The 12,205-nt window shown below is 68.0% G+C and carries 8 protein-coding genes; 7 read left to right on the top strand and 1 reads right to left on the bottom strand.

The features are described from left to right. The 6 genes from dnaA (at position 1) to AFR_RS00030 (ending at position 9,117) form a co-directional block, all read left to right on the top strand. A complete protein-coding gene (gene dnaA / locus AFR_RS00005; protein ID WP_023357234.1) occupies positions 1-1,881 on the top strand; it encodes a chromosomal replication initiator protein DnaA in 1,881 nt (626 codons plus the stop codon). Positions 1,882-4,899: 3,018 nt separating this feature from the next. After that, on the top strand, positions 4,900-6,033 hold the full coding sequence (gene dnaN / locus AFR_RS00010; protein ID WP_023357235.1) for a DNA polymerase III subunit beta: 1,134 nt from the start codon (positions 4,900-4,902) through the stop codon (positions 6,031-6,033). Between the two features lie 37 nt (positions 6,034-6,070). Continuing rightward, the gene (gnd, locus tag AFR_RS00015; protein WP_023357236.1) at positions 6,071-6,943 is read left to right on the top strand and encodes a phosphogluconate dehydrogenase (NAD(+)-dependent, decarboxylating); all 873 of its coding nucleotides are present in this window, start codon (positions 6,071-6,073) and stop codon (positions 6,941-6,943) included. Positions 6,944-6,946: 3 nt separating this feature from the next. Then, the gene (gene recF, locus AFR_RS00020; RefSeq protein WP_023357237.1) at positions 6,947-8,074 is read left to right on the top strand and encodes a DNA replication/repair protein RecF; all 1,128 of its coding nucleotides are present in this window, start codon (positions 6,947-6,949) and stop codon (positions 8,072-8,074) included. After that, entirely contained in the window at positions 8,067-8,627 is a 561-nt protein-coding gene (locus AFR_RS00025) for a DciA family protein (RefSeq protein ID WP_023357238.1), read from the top strand. Before recF ends, AFR_RS00025 begins: the two co-directional genes overlap by 8 nt. A gap of 34 nt (positions 8,628-8,661) precedes the next feature. Next, positions 8,662-9,117, top strand: coding sequence for a hypothetical protein (locus AFR_RS00030; RefSeq protein ID WP_041840463.1), 456 nt, complete (start codon positions 8,662-8,664; stop codon positions 9,115-9,117). Between the two features lie 7 nt (positions 9,118-9,124). On the opposite strand, the gene AFR_RS00035 is transcribed toward AFR_RS00030, so the two are convergent. Further along, positions 9,125-9,691 carry a hypothetical protein gene (locus tag AFR_RS00035; RefSeq protein WP_023357240.1) on the bottom strand — a complete coding sequence of 189 codons (567 nt, stop codon included), beginning with the start codon at positions 9,689-9,691 and terminating at the stop codon, positions 9,125-9,127. Positions 9,692-10,230: 539 nt separating this feature from the next. Here AFR_RS00035 and gyrB point away from each other — a divergent pair. Then, entirely contained in the window at positions 10,231-12,183 is a 1,953-nt protein-coding gene (gene gyrB / locus AFR_RS00040) for a DNA topoisomerase (ATP-hydrolyzing) subunit B (protein WP_023357241.1), read from the top strand. The last annotated feature ends 22 nt before the right edge of the window (positions 12,184-12,205 follow it).

The raw sequence follows: 12,205 nt of genomic DNA on the forward strand, positions 1-12,205 counted from the left end.
GTGGCCGATACGGTCGACCTTGGCGGGGTGTGGACCGCGGCGACGGACGAGCTGGCGGACGAGATCGCGTCCGCTCAGCAGCGTGCGTACCTGCGTCTCACCCGGCTGCGCGCCATAGTGGAGGACACAGCGCTCCTGTCCGTGCCGGACACGTACACCCGCGACGTGATCGAGTCCCGGTTACGGCTGGCGATCACCGAAGCTCTGTCGCGTCGGCTGGGCCGTCCGATCCAGGTCGCCGTCACGGTGCGCCCGCCGGAGGACGGCTCGGGCCGCCCGGGCACCGTCTACGGAACGCCGCCGCCCGAGCCGCCGACGCAGCCGCCCGCGCACTATGCGGATCAGCAGCAGCACCAGCAGCCGGCGTACCAGGACCACTACCAGCAGGGCCCTTCGTTCGGGCACCCGCAGACGTTCGACGATCAGTACGAGAACGAGGGCCCGACCGGTTCCGCCCAGGCGCCGTTCGCCCGCCCGGTCCCGGTCGCCCGCGACGGCCAGGACGCCCTCTTCGCGGCGCCCATGCCGCAGCAGCAGCCGGACTCGAAATCCTCCGCACCGGAGCAAAAAGAGGTCGCTACGCGGACGGACGCCGAACCTCAGCGCCGGGAGGCGCCCCGGCAGATGTCCCACTTCGCGGACCCGTCGAACGACCCGGGCGGCCACCGCATGGCCGGCGACCAGTCGCAGCTCCGTGACAACCAGCGCCGCCCCGACGACCGCCCGCCGATGCACGGCCAGGATCGCCGCGACGACACCCTGCAGATGCGCCACGGCGGCGACAACGGTCCCGGCCGCGCCCCGATGGACATGCGCGGCCAGTCCGGCGACCGCCGCCCCGGCGGCAACGACGGCAACCGGCTCAACCCGAAATACATGTTCGAGACCTTCGTCATCGGCTCCTCGAACCGATTCGCCCACGCCGCTTCCGTCGCCGTCGCCGAATCACCCGCAAAGGCCTACAACCCGCTGTTCATCTACGGCAGCTCCGGCCTGGGCAAAACCCACCTGCTCCACGCGATCGGTCATTACGCGACGACCCTCGGCCACGCCCGATCGGTCCGTTACGTATCCACCGAGGAATTCACCAACGACTTCATCAACTCCCTGCGCGACGACAAAACGCAGGCCTTCCAGCGCCGCTACCGCGACGTCGACATCCTCCTGATCGACGACATCCAGTTCCTGGAAAACCGCGAGCGCACGCAGGAAGAGTTCTTCCACACCTTCAACACCCTGCACAACGCCAACAAGCAGATCGTCATCAGCTCGGACCGTTCCCCGCGCCAGCTGGCCACCCTCGAAGACCGGATGCGCACCCGGTTCGAATGGGGCCTCCTCGCCGACATCCAGCCGCCCGACCTCGAGACCCGCATCGCGATCCTGCAGAAAAAAGCAGCTCAGGAACGCATGTACGCCCCCGACGACGTCCTGGAATTCATCGCGTCCCGCGTCTCGAACTCCATCCGCGAACTCGAAGGCGCCCTCATCCGCGTCACCGCATTCGCCAGCCTGACCCGGTCATCGGTCCAGCTGTCCCTCGCCGAAGAAGTCCTCCGCGACTTCATGCCCGACGGCGCCGGCCCGGAAATCACCGCCGACCAGATCATGGTGTCGACAGCCGACTATTTCGGCGTCAGCCTCGAAGACCTCCGCGGCCATTCCCGCTCCCGCGTCCTGGTCAACGCCCGCCAGGTCGCCATGTACCTCTGCCGCGAACTCACCGAACTGTCCCTTCCCCGCATCGGCCAAGCCTTCGGCGGCCGCGACCACACCACGGTCATGCACGCCGACCGCAAAATCCGCCAGCACATGGCCGAGCGCCGCTCCCTCTACAACCAGATCGCCGAACTCACCAACCGCATCAAACAAAACACCTGAGTTCCTTTCCCCGGTACGCCCACAGGCGTCCACAAAAGCAGCACCGGCCGTGGCACCTCAGCTTTTGAGGCCGCGGCCGGTCCCGCTTCCGGCATCAGCCGCCGGGCTGACCTGCCCACTCCCGCGAGGGGCGCAGAACATCCTTGAGTGGCCGGGGCTGCACATGCACGGCGCAGCTCAGCCGGCTCGCTCAGGTCCTGTCCCGCCGGGTGTCGTCGGCGCACTCATCCTCACCAGACCAACCAGCCATGCCGATGAGGTCAATCCGCCGGCCCGGGCGCACTCCAACGAGTGGAACATCAGCCCAGCCGATGATTTGTTGTCGGTGATGAGGTGCGCGCAGGCAGATCTTCGGGCAGGTGTCTGCGCCCGGCCGAGCAGATGACACAACCATCAGCAGCGCTTCTCGCCAAGATCCACGAGGCTGTCGTGTCCACCATGCGGACTTTCCAGCCTCCCGAAAATCCTCACCACAACCGTTCCTGACGAACCGATCCGGCCCGCCCACGCGACGGAAGCCCCGCGATGTGTGTGCCGACCACCCGCACGAGTCCCCACTACAGCAGCCAGCGACATCGAACCCGGACGGTCGACGAGGAGCTCCCGCCGCGCGAGGGCTTGCTGACCCATGTCCGGCGCGCTGTCCGGCGCTGCCACCCCGGTGTGGCCCTCGCGCTGGCCGTCGTCCGCGCTGCTCACTGCCCTTCCCCAGGCGCTGACCAGCCAGTTGAACGCAAGCGGGTCAAAACCCGGCGGGAGTTCAAGCGAAAGCCCGGCGGTCAGGCGGAAATCGGGCGTAAGTCAGGCCCGAGCCAGGCGTCGTCAAGTGCGAGCGAACGTAGTCAAGCGCGAGCCAGGCGTCGTCAAGCGCGAGCGAGCGTAGTCAAGCGCGAGCCGGGCGGAAGTCGGGCCGATGCCGGACGGAAGTCCCCCGGGGAGTCGGCGGAAGTCGGCCAAGACTCGGTGGGAGTTGGAACGATGGCTGTCCTGATCGAGCCGACTTCACCGAGCCGCGCTTGCAGGACAGGTCCGAGGCCACCCGCTGGAGGCGGCGACGCCAATCCTCGAGTCTGGGATGGCGTAGGAGCTGCGCCGAGGTCGGGCGGTAACCGGCCAGGTTGGGATCCGGCCAAAGTCGGACCCGAGTCAACCCGGGCTTGGTGGGAGCCGGCCAAGCGAGACCGAAGCCCGGACAAGTCGAGCCAGGTTCACAAAGCCCGGCCAAGCCAGGTGAATGCCGGGCCGAATGTGATCCGGGGTTGGCGGGAGATTGGCCAGCGAGGTGAGAGACGGCCTAGCTGTGCTGGGCTTGGCAAGAGCCGGACTGCGCCAGGCGGGGAGTCAGCCGAGCACGGCCGCGGTTGATGGAAGCCGGGCCAAGCCAGGTGGAGGTCGAACCAAGCCGAACCGACGTCGACGGGAACCGAACCAAGTCAAGCGGGAGTCGGGACGAAGCCGAGCCTAGGTTGGACTGAAGCGCAGGCCAAAGGCCCGAGTGAAGTCGACCGAGGCCGAGCCCGATGCTTGTTGGGAATCGGCCTGGCGCTGGGTCTGACGTTGCATGGATATCGCGGATCGCGGCGTTGCTGTAGTCCTGTCCATCGACCCCACCTACTCCAGCAGGCTCAGGTGCGTGCCGACTTGGTCATCCGCGATCGCATAGGAGCTCGCGTCCGTCCACGACAACCAGGCGGAACATCCTCGAGGCCAGCCGGGCCATGACCACCGTCATCCAGTCCTCGATCTGCACGACAGCCCGCGCGCCCCGCCTTGGCCCGCGGCATCCGCCGGAAAGAACGCGCCCATGTGACCGGCTGGTCGAGCCGCGAGCCAGGATCGGCCAAGTCTCGACAGACTCCGACCTGGCTACGGGCCAATCCCGCCGCACCTCAACCGGCTCGATCCAGTGGCTACGGCCGGGCGCTGGTCCGACGCCCGCGGACCGCGATCCCGCCACCGCCCGCCAGCAGCGTTCAGCATCGACCTGGCTACGACGCGGCACCGAGCCAACGGGGGAAGCCCCGATCTCGATGCAGCATTCCCTCGGCCGCGGAGGGACAAAAGCCCTGAACGAACCCCCGCCCGCCCCGAGAACCGCCTGCCAGGCACACCCAAGCCGCGCTGCAGCCCGCCGAGCCCAAACTCCGGCAAAGCGCACCAGAAAGCCACTCGTCCACAAGCGCAAGCACCACAATGGCCCGGCCAACAACCCCCTGACCAGGCATTGGACAAAGTTATCCCCAGCTGTCCCCACAGGCCGGCCCGCCCTGCGACCACCGCCCGCCGCCAACCCGGATCACCCTCGCCGAAGCCGGACCGGGATCTCTCCAGGACGATCGCGGCTCAACTTATCCCCACAGGGCGATTGTCAACGTCAGGACGGAACGGGATCGTGCCAACGTTATCCACAAGAATCCACAGGCGTTCACAGGTAGTTATCCCCAGCGGTGGACAACCTCCACCGCCGTTCCCCACAGATGTGGATGAGGCCTGGGGAAATCGATGTGGACAAACACAGAACGTCACCGCTGTCCCCACAGCCTGTGGACGACTGTGGATTTCCTGTTGAAGGTTCTGGGGACGACGAGCCGGTAGCGTTGCGGCGTTATCCCCAGGCCTGGGCACGAACCCGGTGGATAACCGGTGGATAGCCGGTGGACAACGGTGGACAACCGCCGTCGGGTCGGCGACTGTGGACGCAGCCCGGAGTTTGTACCCTGGTTATCCACCTGTGAATCACCGGTGGATAACCTCGTGACCTGCGCAAACAAGAGTTACCCACACTATGCACAGGACCGATGATTACGACTGTTCTTTCTCTGGAGACAACAAAAATCAATGATCTGCGTTGTGGAAGGTGTGGATGAGCCCGCTGCGGGCCCGAAGCTCCTCATGCCTACTTCGCAGCACCGGGGTCGGGCGCACACAGCAGCGACCCGCGCCATAGAGTTCAGTGGGCGCGCCATCAGCACATCCAAAGCTGGTTCGTCGAGGAAAAAGTGACGCGGAGGGCATGGCATGAAGTTCCGGGTGGAGCGAGACGCACTCGCCGACGCCGTGGCGTGGACGGCAAAGAGTTTGCCGAGCCGCCCGTCGGTGCCGGTGCTCGCCGGCGTCATGCTGCGCGTGACCGACGGCAGGCTGCACGTTTCGGGCTTCGACTACGAGGTCTCGAGTCAGGTGAGTGTGGAAGTGCAGGCCGACGCCGACGGCGCCGCCCTGGTCTCCGGCCGCCTGCTCGCTGAGATCACCAAGGCACTGCCGAACAAGCCGGCTGACATCGCCGCTGTCGGTTCACATCTCGAGCTCGTCTGCGGGAGCGCCCGCTTCACGCTGCCGACGATGCCAGTCGAGGACTATCCGACGCTGCCGGACATGCCGTCGAGCGCGGGCACGGTCAGCGCGCAGACCTTCGCCGCCGCGGTGGCTCAGGTCGCGATCGCCGCGGGTCGTGACGAGACGCTGCCGATGATGACCGGTGTGCGGATCGAGCTGAACGGCACGTCGATGGCGATGCTGGCCACCGACCGCTACCGCCTGGCGATGCGCGAGCTCGAGTGGAGCCCCGACGACCCGGACATCAGCCTGAACGCTCTGGTGCCGGCGAAGACGCTGAACGACACCGCCAAGACCATGGGGCCGCTCGGTGGTGAGGTCACCCTCGCTCTGGCGCAGGGCGCCGCCGGTGAGGGCATGATCGGTTTTGCCGGTGGCACGCGCCGCACGACGAGCCGTCTGCTCGACGGGGCCAACTACCCGCCGGTGCGGTCGCTCTTCCCCGCGGCGCACAACGCCGAGGCCCGGGTGAGCGTCTCCTCGCTCGTCGAGGTCGTCCGTCGTGTCGCCCTGGTCGCCGAGCGCACCACGCCGGTCCTGCTGAGCTTCGGTGAGGACGGTCTGGTGGTCGAGGCCGGTGGCACCGAGGAGGCCCGCGCCAGCGAGGCCATGGAGGCCACCTTCACCGGTGAGCCGCTGACGATCGGCTTCAACCCGCAGTACCTCATCGACGGATTGCAGAACCTCGGCGCCCAGACCGCCGTACTCTCGTTCGTCGACGCCTTCAAGCCGGCTGTGATCTCCCCCGCAGCAGAAGACGGCGAAATCGTGCCCGGATACCGCTATCTGATCATGCCTATCCGGGTAACACGCTGATACTGAGCTGAAGAGCCACACACCTAGGGGGAACACCATGCAGCTCGGCCTTATCGGTCTCGGCCGGATGGGCGGCAACATGCGTGACCGGTTGCGCGCTGCCGGGCACGAGGTCGTCGGCTATGACCACCACAAGGAGACCACCGACGTCGCCAGCCTCGCCGAGCTGGTGGAAAAGCTCGCTGCGCCGCGTGTCATCTGGACGATGGTTCCCGCCGGTCAGATCACCGAGAGCACCATCGACGAGCTCGCGGAGCTGATGTCCGACGGCGACATCATCATCGACGGCGGCAACTCGAAGTTCACCGACGACGCCCCGCGGGCGGAGCGGCTGAAGCCCAAGGGCATCAGCTACATCGACTGTGGCGTCTCGGGCGGCATCTGGGGCATCACCAACGGGTATGCCCTGATGGTCGGCGGCGACGCGGCGACGGTGGCGCACTGCCAGCCGATCTTCGACGCGCTCAAGCCGGCCGGTGAGTTCGGCTTCGCGCACGCCGGCACGCACGGCGCCGGCCACTACGCCAAGATGATCCACAACGGCATCGAGTACGGCATGATGCAGGCCTACGCCGAGGGTTACGAGATCCTCACGGCTGCCGAGATCGTCGAGAACGTGCCGGCGATCATCAAGAGCTGGCGCGAGGGCAGTGTCGTCAAGTCCTGGCTGCTCGACCTGCTGGACCGGGCCCTCGACGAGGACCCGCAGCTGGCCAACCTCAAGGGCTACGTCGACGACACCGGCGAGGGCCGGTGGACCATCGACGAGGCGGTCCGGCTGGCCGTGCCGGCCAATGTGCTCGCCGCTTCGCTCTTCGTGCGCTTCGGGTCCCGCCAGGAGGACTCGCCGGCGATGAAGGCTGTCGCCGCGCTGCGCAACCAGTTCGGCGGCCACGCCGTGCGCCGCTGACGTATGTACGTGCGCCGGGTCGAGTTGACCGACTTCCGTTCGTACGAGCGGGTGGCGGTCGACTTCGACCCCGGCGTCGCGGTCCTGGTCGGCCAGAACGGTATGGGCAAGACGAACCTCATCGAGGCCCTCGGGTACGTGGCCACTCTGGACAGTCATCGGGTGGCCACCGACGCGCCGCTGGTCAGGGCCGGTGCGACGTCGGCCGTGATCCGCTGCGACATCGTCCACGATGGTCGTGAGCTGCTGGTCGAGCTGGAGATCGTGCCGGGCCGGGCCAACCGTGCCCGGCTGAACAGATCACCGGTGCGCCGCTCGCGGGAGGTTCTCGGCGCGTTGCGCATGGTGCTGTTCGCGCCGGAGGATCTCGAGCTGGTGCGTGGTGATCCAGCCGAGCGCCGCCGCTATCTCGACGACCTGCTGGTGGCGCGTCTGCCCCGGTTCGCCGGGGTGCGCGCCGACTACGACCGGGTCGTCAAACAACGCAACGCTCTGCTGCGTACGGCGTACCTGACCCGCAAGGTCGGGGGTACCCGGGGGCAGGATCTTTCGACGCTCGCGGTCTGGGATCAGCATCTGGCCCAGCACGGCGCCGAGCTGCTCGCCGGCCGGCTGGAGCTGGTCGCGGCCCTCGGGCCGCATCTGACCAAGGCTTACGACGCGGTGGCGGCCGGTCGGTCGTCGGCCTCCATCGTGTACGCGTCCCGGCTCGGCGAGTCACTCGTTCCTGATCGCCCGCAGCTGGAGGAGGCCCTGCTGGCGTCGCTGGCCGAGCGCCGGCAGAACGAGATCGAACGCGGCGTCACCCTGGTCGGCCCGCATCGGGACGATCTTGCGCTGACGCTGGGGGAGCTGCCCGCCAAGGGGTACGCGAGCCACGGCGAGAGCTGGTCGTTCGCGCTGGCCCTGCGGCTGGCGGCCTACGACCTGTTGCGCGCGGACGGCATCGAGCCGGTGCTGGTCCTCGACGACGTCTTCGCCGAGCTGGATTCGGGCCGTCGGGAGCGGCTTGCGGCGCTGGTCTCGGACGCGACGCAGTTGCTCGTCACCTGCGCGGTGCCGGAGGATGTCCCCGCGGCCCTGCGAGGAGCCCGCTACGACGTCGGACCAGGAACGGTGACCCGTGGCTGAGAAACCGGCGGAAAAGCCCCCAGCGGCGTCCTCGGGCGGCGAAAAGCAAGATCCGGCGGGTCCCGAGCTGGCCCGCGCGGTGCTTGATGCGGCTCTGGCGAAGCGACGGGCCACGCAGCAGCGGCCACGCCCGCGCGGCGAGGGCGGTGACGGCACCGGCCGGCGTCTGCGCGGTTACTCCGGGCCGGGCCCCGATCCCCGCGATCCGCAGCTGTTCGGTGCGGTGCTCGAGCGGATCATGAAGCAGCGCGGCTGGCAGAAGCCGAAGGCCGAGGCCACCGTTTTCGGGGCGTGGGAGAAGGTCGTCGGCGAGGACATCGCCAAGCACAGCCGCCCGATCAAGCTCGACGCCGGTGTGCTGACCGTCGAGGCCGAGTCGACGGCGTGGGCGACCCAGCTGCGGATGCTCGCCGGCAAGCTGCTCAAGAGCATCGCCGCCGAGGTCGGCCACAACGTGGTCACCAAGCTCAACATCCACGGCCCCGCCGCGCCCTCCTGGAACAAGGGCCCGCGCCGGGTGCAGGGTCGCGGCCCGCGCGACACGTACGGCTGAGGAACCGTTGCCGCGCGGCCGACGTCCGACCGCGATGGTGCGCCGACTTCTTGCCGTCCTGGTTTTCATCCTCTTCGGGCTGGTTCTCACGCCTTCCGCGCCTGCATGGGCGTGTTCGTGCGGTGAGCCGCGGGGCGCCGGCGACCTGGTGGTCGTCGGCGTTGCCGAGTCGGTCCGCAAGCCCTTCACCAGCGACGACCTCGAGGTCCGCCTGCGAGTCGAGTCGGTCGAGCGGGGCACGGCGGGCGACGAGGTCCAGCTCAGGACGCACTCGCAGGGCACGGCATGCGGGTACGAGTTCGAGGAGGGCTACCGCTATCGCGTCTACGCGAACGGCGGCGCCACGACGTCGTGCGCCGGCAACGAGCGCCTCGCCTTTGCCGGCCGGGAGCCCGAAGGCCCGCCACAGGTGCTGTGGTGGGCCCTCGGTTCCGGTGCCACGATCGTGGCGGCGCTGATCCTGCTCCGCCGCCGGCGCCGATCTCGGTAGGTCGAGCTCAGTAGTCGGCGAAGACCGCAAAACCCCGCTCGGCGCAGCGCCGGTAGAAGCCCGACAAGACCGCCAATTCGGTACGGGCGAAGCTCCAGTGCGGGGCGTTCCCGGCGTCGTCGCGCAGAGCCGCGAGCCGATGGTCCAGCCACCGCTGCTGCTGCTCGGCCAGGCGCCCGCCGGCGACGGCGGCCCGCATCACGTTCGCCACGCTGTCGAAGGTGACCAGGTCGCCGTACTCCTGGTGACCCTCGACGAAACGTTCCAGCCCGCCGGCGATCCACGCGCAGCCGTCCGGGTCGATGACCGGGTCCTCGTCCTCGGCCGCCGCGTCGGTCGCGTAGAGAACACCTTCTAGCCCGAGCAGCAGATCCACCAGTTCGGTGTACGCGGTTGCGCGTACCGTGCCGGTCTTGGCGATGTGGAGCGCGAGCGCACCGGTGGGCGCGGCGATGTCCGGCGCGTCAGCGACGGCGCCGAAGTCGACGAACTCGGCAGGGGCGACCGGGTCGTAGAACCTGTTCGTCCGCGGCCACTGCACGGCGACGTTGTCCAGCCCCTTGTCCAGTGCCATGGGGGCCCACCTCTCCTCGAGCTGCCGTCAGCGGGCCCGTCCGGCCGTGTACCGGCCCGCGCGGGCGAGGTTACGACACCGCCGCCCACCGTCGTGAGGCAGTGTCGCAGCGCGTGGCCCCGCCCGCTCGCAGGCGCGCCTCACGGCCCGGGCGTCGAACGGTTCGCCGTTGCGGGGAGCTCCCAATCCGTGTAGGGGGACTCGTGGGAGAGGTCTTCAGTCGCGCTACGGCAATCTGAGGTACCCGGACGAGGGTGCCGGACCCTCTACAACTCGCTCGGACGGAGTAGAATCGACAGAGACCGGGAAAGTCCTGCCCGTGACGAACAGCCAGTGGCGTTCCGTCACGCTACGCGATTTTCCCAGCCGATCACGATCCGCGGGTTGACCGCGGCGACCGGCGCGCTCGGCTCCACCGGTGGTCCGCCTCCATTCCGCGGCTCGTCGCCTGTGGCCCGCCCTGCCCGCTGATCGCCGGCGACTGCCCGCCAACCCCGTGACCAGCCCGTACGCGGGCGGGCGCGAGAAAGTGGCCGAGGGTGGCAGAGAACACGCAGGAATACGGTGCCGGTTCCATCACCGTGCTCGAGGGTCTCGAGGCGGTTCGCAAGCGTCCGGGTATGTACATCGGCACCACGGGCGAGCGGGGCCTGCACCACCTGGTCTGGGAGGTCGTGGACAACGCGGTCGACGAGGCTCTCGCGGGCTACTGCGACACGATCGACGTCGTCCTGCTGGCCGACGGTGGCGTCTCCGTCACCGACAACGGCCGGGGATTCCCGGTCGACCTGCACCCCAAGCTGAAGAAGCCGGGCGTCGAGGTCGCGCTGACCGTCCTGCACGCCGGTGGCAAGTTCGACGGCAAGGCGTACGCCGTCTCGGGTGGTCTGCACGGCGTCGGTGTCTCCGTCGTGAACGCGCTCTCCACCAGGATGTTCGTGGAGATCCACAAGTCGGGCAACGTCTACCGGCAGCACTACTCGATGTCGAAGCCGAGCCCGCTGGAGAAGGGTGAGGCCACCGACCGGACCGGCTCGATGGTCCAGTTCTGGCCCGACCCGACGATCTTCGAGACCATCGAGTTCGACTGGCAGACGATCTACCGCCGCATCCAGGAGTACGCGTTCCTGAACAAGGCCGTGACGATCAGCCTCAGCGACCTGCGTCCGGAGCACGCGGACGAGGACGGCAAGCCGCGTGCGGTGACCTTCATGTACGAGAACGGCATCGCCGACTTCGTGCGTCACCTCAACCAGACCAAGACCCCGATCCACAAGACGGTGATCGAGTTCGAGGCCGAGTCGGCCGAAGAGGGCATGGGCCTCGAGATCGCCATGCAGTGGAACGAGTCCTACGGCGAGTCGATCTACACGTTCGCCAACCGGATCAACACCCACGAGGGCGGCACGCACGAGGAGGGCTTCCGGTCCGCGCTGACGAGCATCGTCAACCGTTACGGCGCCGAGAAGAAGTTCCTCAAGGGCGACGAGAAGCTCTCGGGTGAGGACATCCGTGAGGGTCTGGCCGCGATCATCTCGGTGAAGCTGACCAACCCGCAGTTCGAGGGTCAGACGAAGACCAAGCTCGGCAACACGGCCATGAAGAGCTTCGTCCAGAAGGTCGCCAACGAGCAGATCGCGGACTGGTTCGACCGCAACCCGGCCGACGCGAAGCAGATCATCACCAAGGCGTCGCAGGCGGCCCGGGCCCGGATCGCGGCGCAGCAGGCCCGCAAGCTGGCCCGGCGCAAGTCGCTGCTGGAGTCCGGCTCGATGCCGGGCAAGCTGGCCGACTGCCAGTCGACCGACCCGCGGGTCTCCGAGCTGTTCATCGTCGAGGGTGACTCGGCCGGCGGCTCGGCCAAGCAGGGCCGCGACAGCCAGATCCAGGCGATCCTGCCGATCCGCGGCAAGATCCTCAACGTGGAGAAGGCCCGGATCGACCGGGTGCTGAAGAACAACGAGGTCCAGTCGCTGATCACGGCGCTGGGCACGGGCATCCACGAGGAGTTCGACGTCGCCAAGCTGCGCTACCACAAGGTGGTGCTGATGGCGGACGCCGACGTCGACGGCCAGCACATCCAGACGCTGCTGCTCACCCTGCTGTTCCGCTTCATGCGGCCGCTGGTCGAGCTGGGTCACGTCTACCTGGCCGCCCCGCCGCTCTACAAGATCAAGTGGAACAAGCGCGGTGACGACGCTCAGTACGCGTACTCCGACCGTGAGCGCGACGGCCTGATCGAGCTGCGCCAGCAGAAGAAGGCGAACGCGAAGCCCGACGACATCCAGCGGTTCAAGGGTCTCGGCGAGATGAACTTCCGTGAGCTGTGGGACACGACCATGGACCCGGGTGCGCGCACGCTCAAGCAGGTGACCCTGGACGACGCCGCAACCGCGGACGAGCTCTTCAGCGTCCTGATGGGTGAGGACGTCGAGGCCCGGCGTTCGTTCATCCAGCGCAACGCCAAGGACGTCCGCTTCCTGGACATCTGACCGCGGGTGAGCGGCGTCACTC

The organism is Amorphoplanes friuliensis DSM 7358, assembly GCF_000494755.1.
Lineage (GTDB): Bacteria > Actinomycetota > Actinomycetes > Mycobacteriales > Micromonosporaceae > Actinoplanes > Actinoplanes friuliensis.